Raw genomic sequence first — 20,063 nt, forward strand, 5'->3', positions numbered from 1 at the left:
GCTCTACAAAACCAAAAAACACAAGGCCAACAGCGAACACGCCATGAACTGGAAACGCCAGTTTTCCGTGGAAGAACGCACCCCGATCAAGTTTGTCGGCGTGTGGGACACCGTCGGCGCCCTGGGCCTGCCGTTCACCTTTTTTGGCCTGATCAAAGACCAGGACCTGTTCTACGACCGCGAGATTGGCAGCAACATCCGGACGGCCAGGCATGCCCTTGCCCTCGACGAACACCGGGAAGATTTCGAACCGACCCTCTGGGAACCTCGTGCCGGAACGGATATCGAGCAGGTCTGGTTTGCCGGTGCGCACTCGGACGTCGGCGGCGGCTACGGCCCGGACAAAAAAGGCCGCATTCTGGCCGATATTCCACTGCTGTGGATGAGGGACGAAGCGAAAAAACAGAAGCTGGTATTCAATGACAGCCTGCCAACTACGACCCACACCACCGCCGAGCACCACAACGAGTACAAGGGCAAATACCGGTTACTGGGGAAGCTGGTGCGGGAAATTCCCCCAATGAACGATATCAGAACCTGGGTACATTCAAGCGTAAGGGCTCGTTACAACAGCGGGTATCAGAGTGAGGCGATCGAGCGCTACGCAGAGCGCAATGGGGAATGGCCGCCGATCTGGCCAGATTGATTTACCGCCAGACCGGAAGCCGTTCACCGCATAGCCCTGTTACCTGCCTACGGCGCCAGCTTCCGCTTCAACGCCCGGGTAACCGACAACGGCAGGCTTGGTAACGCGCGCAGCATCCACGGCAGTATCCTGCGCTTCACGCCACTCAGGGACTCCGGAATCATCACTTCGATCAGGTGCGGCCCCGACATGTTCAGGGCGTACTCCATGGCTTTCGTCATGGTTTCGGCGGTATCGACTCTCACTGCGTGCACGCCCATGCCCTGAGCCATTTCGGCGAAGTTCAGCACCGGGCCACGCAGATCGAGCTGTGACCTGGCCTTGGCGCCGGCCTGTTCGGCACCGACCCGATCCAGCTCGATGCTCAATACCGAGTAAGACGCGTTATTGAATATCACCGTGGTGACATTGAGCTGCTCACGGGCCATGGTCCACAACGCCTGGATGGTATACATGGCAGTGCCATCGCCGATCAGTGCCAGTACTGGCCTTTCCGGGCAGGCAACGGCAGCACCCACGGCGTTGGGCAGGCCCTGACCTATGGCACCGCCGGTAAGGGTAATGAGATCGTGCTTCGGCGCTCCTTCGGTCATCACCGACAGCATCAGGCTGGATGTAATGCCTTCGTCCACGATAATAGCGTTGTCGGGCATCAGGTGGCCTACCGCCTTACAGACTTTCTCTGCGGTGAGCTTTCCCCTTGGCCGGTCGGGGCGCTTCGCCGGCTGCAGCCCGGGCTGGGCCTGGCTCGCGCCAAGGGCATGATTCAGCTTGTCGAGGCTTCCGGTAATAGCCTGATCCGGCGCCACCAGGGTGTGAACGGTACAGGTATCAGGCACCAGGTAACTTTGCTTGTCCGGGTAGGCGAAGAAAGAGACCGGTGCCTTGGCATCTACCAGAATGAGATGTTCAATATCCGTCAGTTGCACCGTGGCCAGCTCCGCCAGGTAGGCCAGCCGCTCTACCGGAGGCATACCCGCGCCTCTCTCCATGCGGGTCGGGAAGGTTTCTGCCATCAGTATGACGCCGCTGTGTGCGGCAAGCTTGGCCGCTGCCAGCAGGCTGGGTTCCCTTAACGAATGCCCGCCCATCAACAATGCCGTTTTCTTGCCGGAGCGGATGGCCGCTGCGATCGCTTCGACTGTGGCGTCGTCCGCCGGTGCCGGTTCGGGTGGCGCCACGGGCGCGCTGGGTACGCCTCCTTCCCCCCAGGAAACGTCTGCCGGCAGAATCAGCGTGGCAACCTGGCCAGGTGCGGTGCGGGCGGCGGCAATGGCCTCGACGGCGTCCTGGCAGAGCGTTTCCGTGCTCCTGGCGGTGCGGACAAAACCCGGGGATACGTTGCGGGCAACGGTCTCGATGTCGGACTGTAGCTGGGCATCGTACTTCACATGGTAGGTGGCATGATCGCCAACGATATTCACCACCGGCACTTTGCCCTTGCGGGCATTGTGCAGGTTGGCCAGCCCGTTGCCCAGCCCGCAGCCTAGGTGCAGTAACGTGGCAGCGGGCTTGTCGGCCATACGGGCGTAGCCGTCTGCGGCGCCGGTCGCGACACCCTCGAACAGGGCCAGGACGGCACGCATCCGGGGTTCGTCGTCCAGGGCCGCCACGAAGTGCATTTCACTGGTGCCGGGGTTACTGAAGCAGACTTCCACGCCCGCATCCACCAGGGTTTTCATCAAAGCTTGTGCGCCGTTTGTCATTGTTATTCTCCAGCCTTCGGAAAATGAGTTTTATGGGGGCTGTCCAGTTAGTCTGTATCGATATCAGCAATACGGGTAACACCTGTCAGGGCCATCGCCAACCACCAGACTATCCGCAGGCATCATCTCGGCCATAACGCGCCTCCGACTTGATCAAATTCTGTTGTCAGTTTCCAAGATATACCGGTACCATGATTTTCAGATTGACTTTGGAGGCCAGCAAAATTGACTTTAGAGGCCACAGTTTCTCTTGGCTGGGTGAACACCGTCATAGCAGCTGCACAACGCCTTTCAGTGGACGCTGATACCCTCCTGGCCACGGCCGGGATTCCTGCCGCGGCCCGGGAACATGAGCGCTGGCCGATCGATGATATTACACGGCTCTGGCATGGCGCCGAACGCTGCACCGGCGATCCCGGCTTCGGCCTCAGGGTGGGTGCCGAATTCACCCCGATGAGCATCAGTGGCGTAGGGCTTGCCCTGCAGTCTGCAGCTACCCTGCGGGAAGCGGTGGTGATGGGGCAGCGGTTTCAGCGGCTGATTTCAGACGGCGGCCGGTTCCAGGTTCTTGCCGGCGAATCCAACACCTGGCTGGTCTATCACCCGCGCCAGGGACAGTTGGCGTTCAGCCCCCACCAGATTGAAGCCGTGCTGGCAGCGGTGGTCGGCTTCGCCAGTTGGGTGACAGGCACCCGGATGGAACCGGTGCGGGTACAATTCAGCCAGCCCAGGCTGGGACCGCTGCAGGGATACCGGGCAGCATTTCACTGCCCGGTGGATTTCGAGCAGGCCTTCAGCGGGGTGCTGATGGATAACACGGTACTGGATCAGGCCCTGCCCCAGGCCGATCCCCAACTGGCTCAGGTGCACAAGCGTTACACCAGGGCCCGCCTGGCAGCTCTTTCCATGAACAGCGCGTCTGTTCCGGAGCTTCGCCGATGGCTGGCCGCCCGCCTCGGTCCGGTTCTGCCGCGCCGCGCCGACGCTGCAGAGGTGCTGGGCATCAGTGAGCGCACGCTGGCACGGAGGCTCCGGACGCAGGGGCAGACCTTCGATGACCTGCTGGATGACGTTCGCCGCGAACGGGCGCTACAGGCTGTCACCGAGACCGCCGCCGCCATGCCGGAGATTGCCGAGTCGCTGGGATTTGCAGAGGTGAGTACCTTCTACCGTGCCTTCAGGCGGTGGACAGGTTTGCCACCGGTGAGGTGGCGCAAGCAGCTGAGCCGGACAGCCCGCCAGAATCCGTAATCGGTAACCGGAATTGTTCGTTTACGAAAACAATCGAAGCTGATAACGTTGTTTTAACAACAAAAACTACAGGATGATTTCGGCATGCTTTACTCCTCCACACAAACGCACACCGGTCGCATCAGCAGTATCGATATCGCACGCTTTTTTGGCATCACACTGGTTTTCTTCGGCCATCTGGTCGAGCAGGTCATGTATCTTGAAAGCGACGCGGCAGCGGCGCAGTACAAATGGATTTACTCGTTTCACATGCCACTGTTCTTCCTTCTGGCGGGATTTGTAGCCAAGCAGGGGAAATCGGAAGGCCGCTTTATGCCCTTTCTGAAAAAGCGGTGGACGGGCCGTCTTGTCCCCTATTTCTTTTTTAGTGTTGTGGTGCTGGCGCTTTCCTTTTTCATACCAGGCTGGTTCCCAACGCTGGAACTGCCTGAGCCATCAGCCTATGTGGATGGCATCCTCAGCACCTTGATGGGTTTCCCCTCTTTCAACATTCCACTCTGGTTTCTGGCTTCTCTGGTCGGTCTGGAGATCCTGCACTTTTTTCTCGCCCGGCTATGGGCCAGCACCAAAGCCCTGGTGGCAGGAATCGTTGTTTTCTATGTTGGCGGCTACTACCTGAACCACGAGATCTTTTTCTTCGGTGAAGGGCTTAATTTCTGGATGCTGAATCTGGTGCCCCTGGGGTATGCGTTTTACCTCACCGGCATTCTGCTGAAACGCCTTGACTGGATGCGCATCCCGGCATCGCGGCCGGTATTGGCAAGCCTGGCGGCAGCCTGCATGATTGGGGTATGGCTAACCTACGACCTGAACCAGGGCCCGTTCAGAATGCTGGATGCTTCCGTTTTCCTCGCCGGGGCGCCTGGCCATATCTTCTGGTTTCCGCTCACCGCGTTGCTGGGTATCGCACTGGTGCTGCTTTGTGCCCGACTGGTTCCGCAAACGCGTTTCCTGCAGCAGATGGGCGAAATTACACTCATCATTTATGGCCTGCATGGACTCTTCTATCACTTCATAAACCCGCCGCTGGCCGCGTGGATTGGCAGCGTAACGCTCAACGATGGCTGGGTCATCTTCCTGCTGGTCGGGCTTTTTTCAGTGGCGAGCGTGCTTCTGGCCGGATCGTTAGCTGTATTTCTCCAGCGCACAGTGCCCTTTCTTGTTGGCGACAAAGGCATCACCGGAGGCACTGTTGAACCTCAATATCGCTATTAAAGCACTGACCGTGTGGCTGGGCATCGTTGTTCTGGCCATCGCCAATGGTCTGTTCCGCGAGGCTGTGCTGATTCCCGCCATGAGCAAGCCCGCGGGGTTGGTGCTCAGCGGCCTGCTCCTCTCTGGGCTGATTCTCGCAGTGGCCTATCTGGCTCTGCCCTGGTTCGGGCGACGTGCAGGCGCAGCGGCCTATGCCGCGGTCGGCGTCGGTTGGCTGTGCCTGACGTTGCTATTCGAGTTTACCTTTGGGCGTATCGTTCAGGATAAACCCTGGCCGGAGCTTTTCGAGGCCTATACGTTCAAGGATGGCAATATCTGGCCCGTTGTTCTGCTGGTTACTTCACTGGCACCGAATATCGCGGCGAAAATCAGGGGGTGGTGATGGTGCCAGCGATAGAATTCATTTGACAGATCGCTTCATCGTATGATGTTATCACCTGCAACAATGTTACCGGTGATAACTTATGTCTCCTGCCCCAATTTCACTGAAAACCACCTACCATCATGGCGACCTGCCCCAGCAGGCGCATCAGTTAGCCCTGGACATCCTGCGGGAACATGGCGACACCGCGATCAGCCTGCGCGCCCTGGCCAAGCAGATCGGGGTGAGTGCCCCGGCGTTATACCGCCATTTCATCGACCGGGAAAGCCTGCTGGCGGAACTGGCCGTTACCGGTTTTGAGGGCCTGCGGGAGCGACTGCTGGCAGTGGATCAGTCCCGCCCACGGCAGGCGCTGATTGATATTGGCCTGGTGTACGTATCTTTTGCACAGGACGAGCCCAATCTCTACCGGCTGATGTTTGGTGGGCGGGTATTGCCCAGAGGCGTACACCCGCGCCTGGACACGGCCGGCAACAGTGCCTTTCAGGTACTGGAAGATACCATTGCCCGTGCCCAGCAGGTTGGTTACGTGAAGGCCATTCCCCTTTCACTGATGACCGCTGCCGCCTGGTCGCTGGTGCACGGGCTTGCGCAGTTGACCATTGACGGACATTTACCCAATGCCGAAGTGGAGCCTGAACTGGCAGAAGGTGTTGTCGCCCTGCTGCTGGACGGCTCTCTCGCGAATAACGAACATCCCAATGAGGACACCACTTCATGAGCAGCCCAAAACCCAGCACCATTCGTGTCGGCCATCGTTACCGCGCCAAACGCCTGGACGGCCCTTATGATGCCATCGTGATCGGCTCCGGCATTGGAGGGCTGACCACCGCTGCCTGCCTGAGCAAGATGGGCAGGAAAGTGGTGGTGTTCGAGCAACATTACACCGCGGGCGGATTCACCCACAGTTACGACCGTAACGGCTACGAGTGGGATGTGGGTGTGCACTACATCGGTGACGTGGGCGCAGACCACACGTTGACCAAGCGCCTGTTCGACCATATTACCGACGGCCAGTTGAAGTGGGCACCCATGGACAGCCACTTTGATCGCATTTCTATTGGTGACCGCCATGTGGATCTGGTGGCCGGCCCGGATAACTTCAAAGCGGAACTCAAGAAGGCTTTTCCCGGTGAGGAACAAGCCATCGATACTTACCTCGGCTATCTGAAGAAGGTCGCCAAGGCCATGCCCGGGCTGGTCATCGGCAAAGTGCTGCCGGACCTGGCTGCGGGCCCGCTGCGCAAACTGGTCAACCGCGCAGCGCCCTCGTTCCTGAACCGGCCAACCCGGGAGGTTCTGGAAAGTCTGACCAGTAACCAGGAACTGATTGCTGTGCTCACCGGCCAGTGGGGCGATAACGGGCTGCCACCCGCAGAATCCAGCTTCATCATCCATGCCCTGATTGCGCGACACTACCTCTACGGTGGGTACTACCCCATCGGTGGCGCTTCGGAAATGGCCAGGACCATCATCCCGGTCATACAACAAAGCGGTGGCGAAGTGTTCACCTACGCCGACGTGACAGAAATACTGATCGAGAAAGGCAAAGCGGTTGGCGTGCGCATGGCTGATGGCGAGGAGGTCCGTGCCCCGCTGGTGATCAGCAACGCCGGCGTGTTCAATACCTTCGGCAAGCTACTGCCGGAATCCGCTCCCCATCGGGACTATTACCAGCAGAAGCTGAAAACAGTGGAACGCTCCATGGCCAGCAACTGCCTGTACATCGGCCTGCAGGACACCGCCGAGAACCTGAAGCTGCCGAAAACCAACTACTGGATCTACCCCGGTGCCGATTATGAAAAACAGGTGAGTGATTTCATGGCGGCGCCGGATGACACCGATATTCCGCTGACCTACATTTCCTTCCCTTCCGCCAAGGACCCCAGTTTTGCCGAACGCTACCCCGGCCGCGCCACCATCGAGATTGTCGCTCCCGGGCCCTACGACTGGTACGCAGACTGGGCTGACAAAACCTGGGGCAAGCGCGGCGAAGAGTACGAAGCGAAAAAGGAAGCCTACGCCCAGCGCCTGCTGGCCAAGCTGTACGAGAAGTTCCCGCACCTGGAAGGCAAGGTGGACTACTACGAGCTGTCCACGCCCCTGTCCACCGACTACTTCTGCCGCTACAGCAAGGGCGAGATTTACGGCCTGAACCACACCCCGAGCCGGTTCGAGCAGGATTGGCTGAAACCCAAGACCCGGCTCCCCGGCCTCTACCTCACCGGCCAGGATGTGATGACCTGTGGCGTGGCCGGGGCCATGATTGGCGGGCTACTGGCGACCGTTGCGGTTAGCGGACTCAAGGGGTTACCGTTAGCGAAGAAGATGTTTGTGGGATAATCAATCGGGAGGCCTGATGTTCTGCTTCTGCTACGGCTCAAATATGTCACAACGAAGGCTTCAGGCCCGGGTTCCATCGGCCCGGTTCGTAACCGTGGCAGAGCTCCCCACCCACCGGCTGCGTTTCCACAAGGCCGCGATGGACGGCTCCGCCAAATGTGACGCTGAAGAGACCGGCGATCCGGGCGATCGGGTCATGGGCGTGGTATATGAGATCGCCAACAACGAAAAGCCGGAGCTGGACCGACATGAAGCGTTGGGGCGAGGCTATGATGAAAAGCAGGTCGAGCTGATAACCGGGGAAGGTGCTTTCGGAGCCTGGATGTACTACGCCACCCGCATCAATGACTCGCTGAGGCCCTTCCACTGGTACAAGGATCACGTCCTCATCGGCGCCCGTGAAAATGGCCTCCCCGCGAACTACATTGCGCAGATTGAAGCTGTGATCTCCATCGACGATCCCAGGCCCGGTCGACATGAGCGGGAGTTGTCGATTTATGGTCAGCAGAAGCGCGGCAACTGAGCATTCACACTCCCAACCGGTCCCGCAGCCCGTGATAGTCCACCCGGAACGGTGGGCTGTCCGTCACTGGGTGTAAAAACAGCGTCATAAAGATCCCTGAGTGCAAACACAGGTCAAAATGACTATCAAATGGATAGCGTTCCACGTCTTCGGTAATGAAACGAGTGTTTTCCATGCCAGTGCTCGCACCGGCTAACCAACACGCAGTGGCGCAAGGACGCACAAACCGGCTATCTTGTTCCCTGGACATTCTCATTGGTGCGACAGAACAAATCAGGAGCTGACTATTGGATATCGCCCAGGCCTCGATGCAATGTGATGCTGCCCTCGCGGACTTTGCCCGTGCCCGCGGCATGACGCCACAGGCTTCCAGCCTCGGACTGCTGGAACGGGCACGTTTTCTGATGACCCTGCCGGGCGGGTTTGATGTGATCTATCGCCGGGTGCGGGCGCTGGAGTCGGCAGGCATATTCGGTACCAGCGACTGGTCCAGACCGGCCATCCTTCAGCCCGCGCTGGCAAAACACTCGCTGCGGGAAGCGGGCGCCGTTACCACCGTGGTCGAAGCCATCAGTGAAATCCGCCTGCTGGCAGTGGTACGCGGTGATTACTTTCACCCCGGCATATCGTCGGAACAGGCCCGGCACTTCCTGACCCAGGTAATGGCACTGAACCTGGACTTGCTGTCCGGCACTCTGACCGAAGCAGACCGTGAACGGCCGAAAGAACTCGGCACCGTGGTTCAGGGGCTTTACCAGTACCTGATTTCCCACCTGGGCTATGAAAACCTACTGGCCAGCCTCGTAGCGGAAGTCTGGCGACTGCTGGAGCAGGGGCCGGTACAGGTCGACAGCATCTGTGACATGATCGGCCAGATCGCCAAATGCCTGTACGACCCGGACCTGCAAACCACTGGCACCGCTGATGCTACCCGCCTGGTACGCGCTCTGTTCGCACCGACACCAGGCAGCAGGGAAGATCCCGGCCTGGATGTCTACCAGTTACGCCTGACCAGAATGGACGATATTGCGCTCTCAGCCGAGGCTACGGAGTTTGCGAGGAATATGCACGATACCGGCCTGGCGTCTCCCTACCATGCAATATTTCTCCGCTTCCTTCGCACCAGCAACGAAGACGAACTGATCCCTACCGCAATGGGACTGACGATGACGGGGCTGGATGATTTCTACTGCTACAGTCAGCTGGTTCATACCCTGATTGACGAGGCCATATCCCCTGAAACCTGCCAGGCAGTCTATGGCCTGACCATGATGCTGGAACGCGGGTCACTGTTTACGCCTGCAACGGCCCAGGCACTCTGGCGGCAGATCAAACTAAAGCTTTCAGCGGAAACCGAGGAGGCTCTTGTTGAGGCATTCGGCGAGGCCGTCCCACCGCGGGTGTTCCTGCTGGCGGGGGTACTCAATCTGCTGGGGCAACCTCTGGGCGTGGGCCAGGGCAACAATCCCAGTTGCCAGTCTGCCATCGGCCTGTCCATGTGGGCTGCCAACGAAGCGGACTATCTTCTGCAGGTGCTGGCCTGGGCCGCTCGGGATAACGAAGTGCTGGGTCGGTTTGAAGGCTGGGAGGTGTCGTCCAAGAACCTCGAGCCTGGCCTGGTTACGGATACACCGGTGGATGTCGACCCGGTTTCATTGATTCTGATTCCCCACCTGGACCGCATCTACGGCGAAATGTGGCGTCGCTGCGAAGACCGGGACGACGACGCCCACCGCTGGATCAATCCGGAATTCTATGGCTGGTGGGTCAGCCATGGATTCAAGGTGGTGGCTGACATTCACACCGGCGAAGTGAAAGACTACGACGACTTCGTGCGGCATTTCCACGCCAGCTACCATCCCTACTACAATGGCAACTTACCGGTCATTCACCATCAACCCGCCGGCATTGCCGTTACCGACAGCGCTGCTCGCTTTGTTGGCCGCCACGCCATAACCATCCAGCGGGTGGCTCTGAGCCCGTTCAACGAGATGCGGGTGTATTTCTTCAACCCCAACAACGACAGCGGGCAGGACTGGGGCCAGGGCATTACCTGTTCGACACGCGGACACGGCGAAATCCGGGGCGAGGCCTCCCTACCCGTGGCGGAGTTTGCTTCCCGGCTTTACGCATTCCACTACGACACTCTGGAACTGGGGGACCTGACCGCCATACCTGAGGCGGAAGTGGCCAGGGTTATGGAACTGGGCCATGACAGCTGGGCTGCTCCGGTAGATGACAAAGCCGCAGCATAAACGAGCTAGGCGGCTTGACTACGAAGCAAAAGGCCGCCCTGGGGCGGCCTTGAATCAGACAGGAGTTCAGGCTCCTGGCAGCTAACTCATATTCTTCCGCATAAAGTTCTGTATTTCCCCCACAATACCGGAGCGGAAGGCCATTACCGTTATCACGAAGATGCCGCCAAGAATGGGGTCTACCCAGTCGCCGAGAGGGCCCTGTGAAAGCTGGTATTCCAGGTTAACCACGAACGTGGCGCCAACCACGGGCCCCAGCAGCGTACCGGTGCCGCCCAGCAGTGTCATCAGGATGACCTCGCCAGACATGTGCCAGTGGGCGTCGTTGAGAGATGCCAGCTGGAATACCACGGTTTTCAGGGAACCGGCCAGGCCCGCCAGGCCCGCGGAGATGACAAACGCAATCACTTTGTAGCGGTCAACGTTGTAACCCAGCGACACGGCGCGCGGCTCGTTCTGTTTGATGGCTTTCAGAACCTGCCCATAGGGCGAGTTTACAATGCGCTGCACCAACAGATATCCGCCGATGAACACGGCCAGTACGAAGTAGTACATGGCGACGTTGTTCTCCAGGTCGATGATGCCGAACAGATGTCCGCGAGGCACACCATGCAGGCCATCTTCGCCGCCGGTGAACGGCGCCTGGACAAACACGAAGTATACGAGCTGGGCCAGTGCCAGGGTGATCATCGCAAAATAGATACCCTGCCGCCGTATCGCCACAACGGCAAACAGCAGCCCCAGCACCGTCGCCGCCGCGGTGCCGGCGATAATGCCCATTTCCGTGGTGAGCCCGGTGTGGCTCGACAGCAGATAGCCGGTGGTATAACCACCTGCAGCCAGGAACGCCGCATGACCGAATGACAACAGGCCAGTGAAGCCCAGCAGCAGGTTGAAGGCGACTGCAAACAGGGCGAAGCACAGTATCTTCATCAGGAAGGTTGCGTAGATCACGGCCGGGGCCAGGATCAGCAGTGCCAGGATCACCAGGTTCAGGATCATCTTTCTTCGCCGGTCCACTTTCTGGCTGCCCAGTAACATTTTCTGGAGTTCACTCTGGTTTTGAGAATTGCTCATGATTACGCCTCCTTACCAAACAGGCCCGAAGGGCGAATCAGCAGTACAATCACCATGACCAGGAAGATCACCGCGGACGAAAATTCGGGGTAAATGACTTTGGTGAGACCCTCTATAATTCCCATCAAGAGGCCGGTAATAATGGCGCCGGCAATAGAACCCATACCGCCAATAACCACCACCGCGAACACCACAATGAGAATGTTTGAACCCATGGTAGGGTTGGCAGAGTAGATTGGCGCTGCCAGCACACCGGCAAATGCTGCCAGCATGACACCAAAGCCGTATGTGAGGCTTACCAGCAACGGCACGTTGATACCGAATCCCTGCATGAGCTGAGAGTCTTCGGTACCGGCTCGCAGGTAGGCGCCCAGCTTGGTTTTCTCAATCATGAACCAGGTGCCAAAACAGACGATCAGGGCAACAAAGATGACCCAGGCACGGTAATAGGGCATGTACATGAAATCCAGCCTTAAACCACCCCTGAAGATCTCCGGCATGGAGTATCGCATACCGGATACACCGTAAATATTGGTGAGGATACCCTGGATCATCAGGGCAACACCGAAGGTCAGCAACAGGCTATAGATGTGATCCTGCCCGGCAATCCGCCGCAACAGGAAATACTCGATCAGCATGCCAAAGCAGCCAACCACCACCGGCGCCAGGAACAGTGCCACCCAGTAGTTGATACCCATGGTATCGAACATGATGACGGTGACCAAAGCACCCAGCATGTACATGGCACCGTGGGCGAAGTTGATGATTTTGAGCAGGCCGAAGATAACCGCCAGCCCCAGGCTCAACAGAGCATAGAACGAGCCATTGATAATCCCGAGCAATAACTGGCCAGACAGCACAGATGTGGGAATTCCCAGAATCTCGGTCATGTTACAAACTCCAAAAGCAGCGCAACCGGAGGATGCGAGTTGCGGTTCTGCAGATCAGTGGCCGCCCCGCCGGGATTGCAGGACGGCCAATCGGTCAGTCGATCAGTTACTGGAAACGAGCGAGCACTTGCTCTCGGAAAGCGGGCGATAAGCCTCGTCTGCCGGGATAGTGCGGAGAATCTCGTACAGATCCCACTCGTTCTCTGACTCTTCCGGTGTTTTCACTTCCGCCAGGTACATGTCGTGCACCATACGGCCGTCTTCGCGGACCTTGCCGTTGGTGGCAAACATGTCGTTGATGGGGGTGTCCATCATATGCTTGCGCACATCGCTGGCTTTGTCGGAACCGGATTCCTTGACGGCATTCAGGTACTGCATGGTGCTCGAGTAGATACCTGCGTGTACCATGGTCGGGCGCGCATCGGTTTCTTCCATGAAGCGGTCAGACCACTCGCGGGTCTCCTCGTTCAGATCCCAATACCAGCCGGTAGTAAGCTGGATACCCTGGGCCGTTTCGGCGCCAAGTGCGTGAACGTCGGTCAGGAACAGCAGCAGCGCCGCGAGAGTCTGGCCGCTCTGGGTCACGCCGAATTCACCCGCCGTGGTGATGGCGTTGGTGGTATCAGCGCCGGCGTTGGCCAGTGCAACCACGTCGGCACCGGAAGACTGGGCCTGCAGAATATAGGAGGAGAAATCGTCCGTCGGGAACGGGTGGCGGCTGGTATCGAGTATTTCACCGCCGTTCTCCTCGACAACCTTCGTAACATCGCCCTCAAGCGCATGACCAAACGCGTAGTCTGCGGTCAGGATATACCAGGATTTGCCACCTTCCTGTACAACGGCCTTGGCGGTACCGTTCGCCAGCGGGTAGGTGTCGTACACATAGTGGATATGGTTGGGGGTGCAGTGTTCGTTGGTGATGCTGGAGGCTGCCGAACCGGACACAATGCCAAGCGCATCGGTACCGTCCAGGAGCTTGGTGACCGCAATGGAGACAGATGAGGCAACCAGGCCCGCCACCATGTCAACGTCGTCATCTTCCAGCCAGCGGCGAACGGTGCTGGAAGACTGGTCGGGATTGTTACGATCGTCTGCCGTGAATACTTCGATCTCTGCGCCATTGACCTCACCACCGAAGTCCTCGATAGCCATTCTCAGGGCAGCCTCACCGTTGGGACCTGCCAGATCACGGTAGGTGCCGGACATATCGGCGAGGTAACCGATCTTGACTGTGTTATCCGATATCTCAGCCTGGGCGCCGCCCACAAACATGGCTGATGCAATCGCTGATGTCAGAAGCTTTTTGGTAATTGTCATTGTTGTTTCTCCGCTACTGTTCGTTGCGTTGGTTTTCGGGTGTCCGGGCGTTATACGCCCAGATAGCTATCCAGCAGCGACTGCTTGGCTTCAAGCTCGTCGGCGCTGATTTCCTCCACAATCTGGCCGTGTTCCATCACGTAATGACGGTCCGCCAGTGGTGCGGCGAAATGGAAATTCTGTTCAACCAGGACAATGGTCAGTCCCTTCTTTTTGAGCTTTATCAGTACCTCGCCCAGCTTCTCCACGATCACCGGGGCAAGCCCCTCGGTGATTTCGTCGAGCAGCAGCATGTTAGCGCCTGTTCTCAGTATCCGGGCCATGGCCAGCATCTGCTGTTCACCACCAGAGAGCTTGGAGCCCTGACTGGCGCGGCGCTCATACAGGTTGGGGAACATCGAGAAGATTTCCTCCAGCCCCATACCACCACTTCGGACGACAGGAGGGAGCGTCAGGTTTTCCATGACATTGAGCCCGGAAAAAATGCCCCGGTGTTCGGGGCAATACCCGACTCCCAACCTTGCAATGTGGTGAGGGGCACAGGACATGGTCTCCTCACCGTTGATCATGATGGAACCGGTTCGCCGGCCCACCATATTCATGATCGCTTTCAGGGTGGTGCTGCGGCCGGCACCGTTGCGACCCAGCAGGGTAACCAGTTCGCCCCGCTGAACCTCCATATCGATGCCGTGGAGAATGTGGGACTCACCATAAAACGCATGCAGCCCTGAGATGCGGAGCTGTTCGTATTCCTTGCGATGGGACTGGCTCATTCCGCTGCCTCCTGTTTGGTGGCTGCAGTACCGCCCATATAGACCTCACGTACACGGGGGTCGTCGGAAACCTCCTGGTAATCGCCTTCGGTCAGTATTGAACCCTGAGCAAGCACGCTGATGCGGTCGCAGAGTTTGCTGACCACACTCAGATTGTGCTCCACCATCAGCACCGTCCGGCCCTCGGCGGCTTTGCGCACCAGCTCTACAACCTGGTCCACATCCTCGCTGCCCATGCCCTGGGTAGGCTCGTCCAGCAGCATCAGCTCGGGTTCCATGGCCAGGGTCGTCGCCAGTTCCAGTGCGCGTTTGCGGCCGTAGGCCAGTTCCACGGTGGTGGTATGGGCAAAATCGGCAAGGCCTACGCTATCAAGCAGCTCCATGCAACGGTCATTAAGCTTGTTCAGGGAATCGCCGGATTTCCAGAAGGCGAACGAGCTACCTTCGAAGCTCTGAAGTGCCACGCGGATATTCTCCAGCGCAGTCATGTGGGGGAACACGGCAGAAATCTGGAAGGACCGAACCACACCCTTGCGGGCGATGGCAGCCGATTTCATGGGGGTGATATCCTGGCCTTTGAACAGGATTTTGCCCCTGGTGGGAATCAGGAACTTGGTGAGCAGATTGAAGACCGTTGTCTTACCCGCGCCATTGGGGCCAATGAGGGCGTGAATGTGGCCACGCTGCACCTTCAGGTTGACATCATCCACCGCCACAAAGCCCTTGAACTCCTTGACGAGGTTTTTGGTCTCCAGAACGAACGGATCACTCATGGGCCATCCTACCTTTTGTTATTGTTGTGCATTTGTATTACTCACAGAGTAGATTGACGTCTACGTAAACGTCAACCAAAATTCGCACTTTTTTGATCGATTTCTACCCGCAAAAAGTCGCATATCAACAACAACACCCTGTCTGGCTGCTGCAAATGCGGCGAGTGACCTGTCTCTGACATGAAAACCGGCCTGGCCTGAGTTCCGATACCCTCCACGATACGGGTTACCTGTTCAGGAACCCCGTATTCGTCATCCTCCCCCTGAATGATCATAGCCGGGCATTGGATGGCGTCCAGCCAGGATGCAAAATTCAGCGATCGCTGAAACCCTTCATCCAGCCAGATATCCTGCCAGGCATGAAACAGTGCGTCTGTGCGGCCTCCGTGGTAACGCATCAGTTTTTCGCGAATACCCTCTTCCGTATATCGGCGCCGCATGTCGCGGATGCCGGCCAGGGTCAGGTGGTCTGCCCAGGTATGCGCGGCCATGGTGATCAGTCCCTTTACCCGGTTACCGAGCACTGCCGCCGCAACCAGCGCGATGGAACCGCCGTCACTATGGCCCACCAGGATCACCTCGTCGATCTCCAGTGCGTCCAGCAGCCGCGGCAGCCACACCCTGCCCTCTTGCTCCAGATAGTCGTAGGGGCGCGGCAGGGGCTCATCACTGGAGGTGCCATAACCCCGGCGCTCATAGACCAGTGCATCCAGGCCTGTTGCTTCTGCCAGCCGGAGGGGAAACTGTTTCCACAGGGCAACATTGCCCAGGGACTCGTGCAGGAAGACCAGTACTGGCCGGCCGTTGTTTTCTTGGCTCAGACGCTGTGCCTGGACCCTGACTCCGTCCCCCAGCGGTACGGCAAGGTCAGTGACATTCATGCCGTCACCGCTTCGCCGGAATACTGTAGGTGATGGTGGCGTGGGCCACCGGCTCTTCCAGGCCGTCGGAGTAGATGAAGACCTCCCCGACGCCACTGGTCCTGCCAATTCTGAGCATTTTGGCCAACGCCCGAATCGGACTGTGAGCCACTGGCTTGCGCAGGAAATTGATGTTCAGGTTGCTGGTGACGGCCAACGGCACCAGGCCAATCTTACCCAACAGTGCAGCATAAAGGGCAACATCCGCCAACCCCATCATCGCGGGGCCGGCCACCGTGCCACCAGGGCGCAGGTGCTCATCGTCCACATCCAGTTTCATCTCAGCCCAACCATCACCGAGTTTTTCCAGGGTGCCGTATCGGGCACCCTGGGGAAACTGCTCGGCGAGGAAAGCCTGTAGTTCCTCGAAGGTTACGATCATCCCAGCTTCTCTTCCTTCGCCTGGTTACGCAGAACAAAACGCTGGATCTTGCCGCTGGGAGTTTTCGGCAATTCATCGACAAACTCGATTTCCCGCGGGTAGGCATGGGCAGACAGTCGGTGACGAACCAGTTCCTGCAGTTCGTCCTTGAGGGCATCTTCACTCTCCGGCTCCTGGTCGCCCTTGATCACCACGTAGGCCTTGATGATGGACCCCCGCTTTTCATCGGGCTTGGCCACTACTCCGGACTCGGCAACAGCCTTGTGTTCCAGCAGCGTGCTTTCAACGTCTGCCGGACCAACACGGTAGCCTGCGGTAGTGATGATGTCGTCATCGCGGCCGCTGAACGAGAAGCAGCCGTCACCGTGGTTCACCACCATGTCACCGGTGAGGTAATAACCGTTAACGAACGGGTCCTTCTCGCCCCAGGTGTAACCGTCGAAGTGAAACAGGGGCGACGCTTTCACATCCACCGCCAACTGGCCGATTTCGCCTTCGCCCACTTCCTCGTTCTTTTCGTTGAGTGCAACTACCTTGTGGCCGGGCGAGGAGTAGCCCATCGAGCCCGGGCGCACGGGGTGTTCCAGGCCGTGGAAGTTACAACATGTCATGCCGGTTTCGGTCTGACCGTAGTGATCCTTTACCGGGCAGAAGTGGCGCCTTTCGATCCAGTTAACCACTTCCGGGTTCAGGGGCTCACCCGCACTGCTGGCAACCCGCAGACCCAGGTTCTCGCCTTCAGGCAGCACATGATCGTTAGCCTTGAGCAGTCGATAGGCGGTGGGTGCCGCCGCCAGGTTGGTGATCTTGTACTTGCGAATCATGTCGTAGGTGGTTTCGGGGGTAAAAGCGCCCGGATTGAAGTGGGTGGCGTGGCCCATCAACAGCGGGCCAACCACCGCGTAGTAGAGACCATAGGCCCAACCCGGATCAGCCACATTCCAGAACACGTCGTCGTCCCGCAGGTCGATGGCGTATTTCATGTAAACATAGAATGCCAACAGTGCCTTCGCCGGCACAGCCACACCCTTGGATTTGCCCACAGTGCCGGAAGTGAACATCTGCAGGAACGGATCACTGCCTTTGATCAGCACCGGCTCGAACTCATCCGACTGCTCGTCGAGGGTCCTGTCGAAGTCCGGTATGTCACCGCTCACTTCGTCGGCGTTCACACACACGACCGGCGCACAGTCTTTCACTTCTGTCAGCTTGGGGTAATTGACCGGGTCGGTAACCACCAGTTTGGTATCAGCGCGCTCGAAGCGATATTCAATGGCGCCAGGCCCAAAGGCAGTAAACAGCGGCTGATAGACAGCACCTGCCCTGATCGTGCCTGCAATAACGATGAGTAGCTCGGGGCTGCGAGGCAGAAGAGCAGCAACCCGGTCGCCCTTGCCGATACCACGGGAGGCGAGGTAATTGGCAAACCGCGCCGATTTTTCTTTCAACTCGGCAAACGTGAGTTTGCCGGAACCACCGTCCGGCCGCTCGTAGTAAAGAGCCACGCGCTGGGGGTCGCCTGCCCACTTATCACAGATTTCAGTGCAGACGTTCAGGCCCGAATCCAGGCTCCCCTCCAGGACCTCGGCTTCGAGGCTGGCGGGATCGAAATTGTCATACACCGATTGGTATTCCGGGAGACTCATATTCCTGTCCTTTTATTGTTGTGGACGATTTCTAATACCAATATTTAGCACAGGCTATAGTTTACGTAAAGGTAAACTTTTTGCTAAAAATAAACGCCTTCAGAACCCGGAGGCATGGAGACCCCCCGCCCCGAAAGCTGCCAAAGGCGCTACCTGCTCAGCCCTGCCCGCGGTAATAGAATTTCTGGATGCTGGAGAAGTCCAGGCCACCATTACCCTCACTGGCGTGCAACTCGAACAGGTTACGGGCCAGTGAGCCCATGGGAATGGGCGCGTGATTCTTGACGGCGTTATCAAAGGCCAGGCCCAGATCTTTGTTCATCAGGTCAACCAGGAAGCCGCCCTCGTAGTTGCGTGACGCCGGCACGCCATCCATAACGCCCGGCCATGGGTTGTAGACATTCAGCGCCCAGTTGCCCCCGGAGCTTTGCTTCATGATTTCCGACAACACCGCAGGGTCCAGCCCGTTCTTTACACCCAGGGCCAAGGCTTCGGTGGTGCCGCTCATCAGGATGGCCAGCAACATGTTGTTGCAGATCTTGGCGATCTGTCCGGCACCATGGGGGCCAGCGTGGAAAATGTTCTTGGCCATGGCATCGAGGACAGGTCTGGCGCGCTCGAAGGCGCCTGCCTCACCACCACAGATAAACGTCAGCGTGCCTGCCTTGGCACCGCCCACACCGCCGGACACCGGCGCATCCATAAAGGTAATGCCGGCAGCAACGGCCGCCTCAGCCACGCCTTTTGCCGTCTCTGGCGCAATCGTGGAAGAGTCGATCACCAGTGTGGTGGAGGGCAGCTGTTTCAGCAGTCCGTTTTCACCCAGATAAACCGATTCCACATGCTTACCCGCAGGCAGCATGGAAATCACCACCTCGGCACCCTCGACCGCCTCCTGGATTGTCGCGGCGGATTTCGCGCCTTCGCTGGTGAGTGCCTTGACCGCCTCGGAAGACAGATCAAACACCGTCAGGTCGTGGCCTGCCTTGACGAGATTGGTTGCCATGGGGCCGCCCATGTTGCCAAGACCGATAAACGTGATAGTTGCCATATTATTGTTCTCCTTTTTTGATCAGGTTTGGTCTGTTCTGTTTTGTTCAGGATTCCATGAAAAACCGGTCGACCCAGTCCGGGTCCACGCTTTCCAGGGTTGGAAAGTGCCAGCGTGGTTTCAGGTCCTTATCGATCAGAAGTGCCCGGACGCCTTCGGCAAATTCACCCATTTTAAGGCTGCGCTTCGATATCTGAAGCTCCTTGTCGAAAACCTGTGACAGGCTGTCATGCAAGGTATTGTGATAGTGCTGCCAGGTCAGGGTCAGGGATGCAGGCGACGCTGCTGCTACAGTCTTGACCGCCTTGATCAGCCAGGGGTCTTCGCCGGCGTATTGCCCGAGGTTGTCCACCACTTCCACCAGGGAATCGCCGTCGGTCAGCGCCTGAATGACATCAAAGTGCTCACGCACCACGGAAGTGGGCAAAGCCTCGCGGGAACCTGCTTCGAAGCGACGCAACACACTGCTGACTGCAGCGTGCGCTTCATCACCGAAGCCTGACTGTTGCAGAGCCTGTTTGACCTCCTCCCGCATGTCGTGGCGGATAAACCTGTCGGCCAGCCCGGTAAAGATGGCATCGGCTGCGTTCATGCGCGCGCCGGTCAGGCCCAGGAACAAACCTGTCCGTCCCGGCATCCTGTTGAGGAACCAGCCGGCGCCCACATCCGGATAAAGGCCAATGCTCGTTTCCGGCATCGCCAGGCGGGAATGCTCGGTAACCACACGGTGGGAACCGCCCGCCATCAGGCCCAGGCCACCGCCCATCACAATACCGTTACCCCAGACAATAAACGGCTTGGGGTAGGTGTGGATCTGATAATCCAGCTCGTACTCGTCGGTGAAGAAGATCTCTCCTTCGCTGGCACGGTTATCTGAACGGGGCTCGGTCATATCCCGGTACAGCGCCACAAT

General features: G+C 58.3%; 19 protein-coding genes. 8 read left to right on the forward strand and 11 right to left on the reverse strand.

Annotated elements, in window-relative coordinates; genetic code table 11:
* The coding region (locus ACESMB_RS11840; RefSeq protein ID WP_372971620.1) for a phospholipase effector Tle1 domain-containing protein at nt 1-646 on the forward strand (646 nt) is incomplete at its 5' end.
* Nucleotides 647-693: 47 nt separating this feature from the next.
* On the opposite strand, the gene ACESMB_RS11845 is transcribed toward ACESMB_RS11840, so the two are convergent.
* Nucleotides 694-2,352 (reverse strand): acetolactate synthase large subunit, encoded by a 1,659-nt coding sequence (locus ACESMB_RS11845; RefSeq protein ID WP_372971621.1) that lies wholly within the window; start codon nt 2,350-2,352, stop codon nt 694-696.
* A 225-nt stretch (nt 2,353-2,577) separates the two neighbouring features.
* Here ACESMB_RS11845 and ACESMB_RS11850 point away from each other — a divergent pair, with 225 nt between their 5' ends.
* The 7 genes from ACESMB_RS11850 to ACESMB_RS11880 all read left to right on the forward strand — a co-directional run bounded on the left by ACESMB_RS11850 (nt 2,578) and on the right by ACESMB_RS11880 (nt 10,321).
* A complete protein-coding gene (locus tag ACESMB_RS11850; protein WP_372971622.1) occupies nt 2,578-3,603 on the forward strand; it encodes an AraC family transcriptional regulator in 1,026 nt (341 codons plus the stop codon).
* Nucleotides 3,604-3,687: 84 nt separating this feature from the next.
* On the forward strand, nt 3,688-4,818 hold the full coding sequence (locus ACESMB_RS11855; protein ID WP_372971623.1) for an acyltransferase family protein: 1,131 nt from the start codon (nt 3,688-3,690) through the stop codon (nt 4,816-4,818).
* Nucleotides 4,796-5,200: a hypothetical protein gene (locus ACESMB_RS11860; protein WP_372971624.1), complete on the forward strand. Its 405-nt coding sequence runs from the start codon at nt 4,796-4,798 to the stop codon at nt 5,198-5,200. Before ACESMB_RS11855 ends, ACESMB_RS11860 begins: the two co-directional genes overlap by 23 nt.
* An 82-nt stretch (nt 5,201-5,282) precedes the next feature.
* A complete protein-coding gene (locus ACESMB_RS11865; RefSeq protein WP_372971625.1) occupies nt 5,283-5,921 on the forward strand; it encodes a TetR/AcrR family transcriptional regulator in 639 nt (212 codons plus the stop codon).
* A complete protein-coding gene (locus ACESMB_RS11870; RefSeq protein WP_372971626.1) occupies nt 5,918-7,543 on the forward strand; it encodes a phytoene desaturase family protein in 1,626 nt (541 codons plus the stop codon). The genes ACESMB_RS11865 and ACESMB_RS11870 overlap by 4 nt, the downstream gene beginning before the upstream one ends.
* A 16-nt stretch (nt 7,544-7,559) precedes the next feature.
* Nucleotides 7,560-8,066, forward strand: coding sequence for a gamma-glutamylcyclotransferase family protein (locus ACESMB_RS11875; protein WP_372971627.1), 507 nt, complete (start codon nt 7,560-7,562; stop codon nt 8,064-8,066).
* Between the two features lie 287 nt (nt 8,067-8,353).
* Complete coding sequence (locus tag ACESMB_RS11880) at nt 8,354-10,321, forward strand: hypothetical protein (RefSeq protein WP_372971628.1); 1,968 nt, start codon at nt 8,354-8,356, stop codon at nt 10,319-10,321.
* 81 nt (nt 10,322-10,402) lie between these two features.
* On the opposite strand, the gene ACESMB_RS11885 is transcribed toward ACESMB_RS11880, so the two are convergent.
* The 10 genes from ACESMB_RS11885 to ACESMB_RS11930 form a co-directional block, all read right to left on the reverse strand.
* Complete coding sequence (locus ACESMB_RS11885) at nt 10,403-11,362, reverse strand: branched-chain amino acid ABC transporter permease (protein WP_372926309.1); 960 nt, start codon at nt 11,360-11,362, stop codon at nt 10,403-10,405.
* A gap of 38 nt (nt 11,363-11,400) precedes the next feature.
* A complete protein-coding gene (locus tag ACESMB_RS11890; protein WP_372971629.1) occupies nt 11,401-12,288 on the reverse strand; it encodes a branched-chain amino acid ABC transporter permease in 888 nt (295 codons plus the stop codon).
* 102 nt (nt 12,289-12,390) lie between these two features.
* A complete protein-coding gene (locus tag ACESMB_RS11895; protein WP_372926307.1) occupies nt 12,391-13,605 on the reverse strand; it encodes an ABC transporter substrate-binding protein in 1,215 nt (404 codons plus the stop codon).
* Nucleotides 13,606-13,655: 50 nt separating this feature from the next.
* On the reverse strand, nt 13,656-14,378 hold the full coding sequence (locus ACESMB_RS11900; RefSeq protein ID WP_372926306.1) for an ABC transporter ATP-binding protein: 723 nt from the start codon (nt 14,376-14,378) through the stop codon (nt 13,656-13,658).
* Nucleotides 14,375-15,151: an ABC transporter ATP-binding protein gene (locus ACESMB_RS11905; RefSeq protein ID WP_372926305.1), complete on the reverse strand. Its 777-nt coding sequence runs from the start codon at nt 15,149-15,151 to the stop codon at nt 14,375-14,377. The genes ACESMB_RS11900 and ACESMB_RS11905 overlap by 4 nt, the downstream gene beginning before the upstream one ends.
* A 71-nt stretch (nt 15,152-15,222) precedes the next feature.
* Nucleotides 15,223-16,032, reverse strand: a complete 810-nt coding sequence (locus tag ACESMB_RS11910) for an alpha/beta fold hydrolase (protein WP_372971630.1) — start codon at nt 16,030-16,032, stop codon at nt 15,223-15,225.
* 4 nt (nt 16,033-16,036) lie between these two features.
* Complete coding sequence (locus ACESMB_RS11915; protein WP_372926303.1) at nt 16,037-16,453, reverse strand: PaaI family thioesterase; 417 nt, start codon at nt 16,451-16,453, stop codon at nt 16,037-16,039.
* Nucleotides 16,450-18,099: an AMP-binding protein gene (locus ACESMB_RS11920; RefSeq protein WP_372971631.1), complete on the reverse strand. Its 1,650-nt coding sequence runs from the start codon at nt 18,097-18,099 to the stop codon at nt 16,450-16,452. Before ACESMB_RS11920 ends, ACESMB_RS11915 begins: the two co-directional genes overlap by 4 nt.
* Nucleotides 18,100-18,256: 157 nt before the next feature.
* Nucleotides 18,257-19,150, reverse strand: coding sequence for a 3-hydroxyisobutyrate dehydrogenase (mmsB, locus tag ACESMB_RS11925; RefSeq protein ID WP_372926301.1), 894 nt, complete (start codon nt 19,148-19,150; stop codon nt 18,257-18,259).
* Between the two features lie 46 nt (nt 19,151-19,196).
* Nucleotides 19,197-20,063 (reverse strand): enoyl-CoA hydratase/isomerase family protein (locus ACESMB_RS11930; protein ID WP_372971632.1); only part of this gene is annotated, 867 nt, incomplete at its 5' end.

This window comes from Marinobacter sp., assembly GCF_041686475.1.
Classification (GTDB): domain Bacteria; phylum Pseudomonadota; class Gammaproteobacteria; order Pseudomonadales; family Oleiphilaceae; genus Marinobacter.

Excerpts from the sequence above, each read along its gene's own strand:
- ACESMB_RS11910 (WP_372971630.1), bottom strand. The coding sequence starts at position 16,032 with ATGAATGTCACTGACCTTGCCGTACCGCTGGGGGACGGAGTCAGGGTC.
- ACESMB_RS11865 (WP_372971625.1), top strand. The coding sequence starts at position 5,283 with ATGTCTCCTGCCCCAATTTCACTGAAAACCACCTACCATCATGGCGAC.
- ACESMB_RS11895 (WP_372926307.1), bottom strand. The coding sequence starts at position 13,605 with ATGACAATTACCAAAAAGCTTCTGACATCAGCGATTGCATCAGCCATG.
- ACESMB_RS11900 (WP_372926306.1), bottom strand. The coding sequence starts at position 14,378 with ATGAGCCAGTCCCATCGCAAGGAATACGAACAGCTCCGCATCTCAGGG.
- ACESMB_RS11905 (WP_372926305.1), bottom strand. The coding sequence starts at position 15,151 with ATGAGTGATCCGTTCGTTCTGGAGACCAAAAACCTCGTCAAGGAGTTC.
- ACESMB_RS11915 (WP_372926303.1), bottom strand. The coding sequence starts at position 16,453 with ATGATCGTAACCTTCGAGGAACTACAGGCTTTCCTCGCCGAGCAGTTT.
- ACESMB_RS11875 (WP_372971627.1), top strand. The coding sequence starts at position 7,560 with ATGTTCTGCTTCTGCTACGGCTCAAATATGTCACAACGAAGGCTTCAG.
- ACESMB_RS11845 (WP_372971621.1), bottom strand. The coding sequence starts at position 2,352 with ATGACAAACGGCGCACAAGCTTTGATGAAAACCCTGGTGGATGCGGGC.
- ACESMB_RS11920 (WP_372971631.1), bottom strand. The coding sequence starts at position 18,099 with ATGAGTCTCCCGGAATACCAATCGGTGTATGACAATTTCGATCCCGCC.
- ACESMB_RS11890 (WP_372971629.1), bottom strand. The coding sequence starts at position 12,288 with ATGACCGAGATTCTGGGAATTCCCACATCTGTGCTGTCTGGCCAGTTA.
- mmsB (WP_372926301.1), bottom strand. The coding sequence starts at position 19,150 with ATGGCAACTATCACGTTTATCGGTCTTGGCAACATGGGCGGCCCCATG.
- ACESMB_RS11870 (WP_372971626.1), top strand. The coding sequence starts at position 5,918 with ATGAGCAGCCCAAAACCCAGCACCATTCGTGTCGGCCATCGTTACCGC.
- ACESMB_RS11885 (WP_372926309.1), bottom strand. The coding sequence starts at position 11,362 with ATGTTACTGGGCAGCCAGAAAGTGGACCGGCGAAGAAAGATGATCCTG.
- ACESMB_RS11855 (WP_372971623.1), top strand. The coding sequence starts at position 3,688 with ATGCTTTACTCCTCCACACAAACGCACACCGGTCGCATCAGCAGTATC.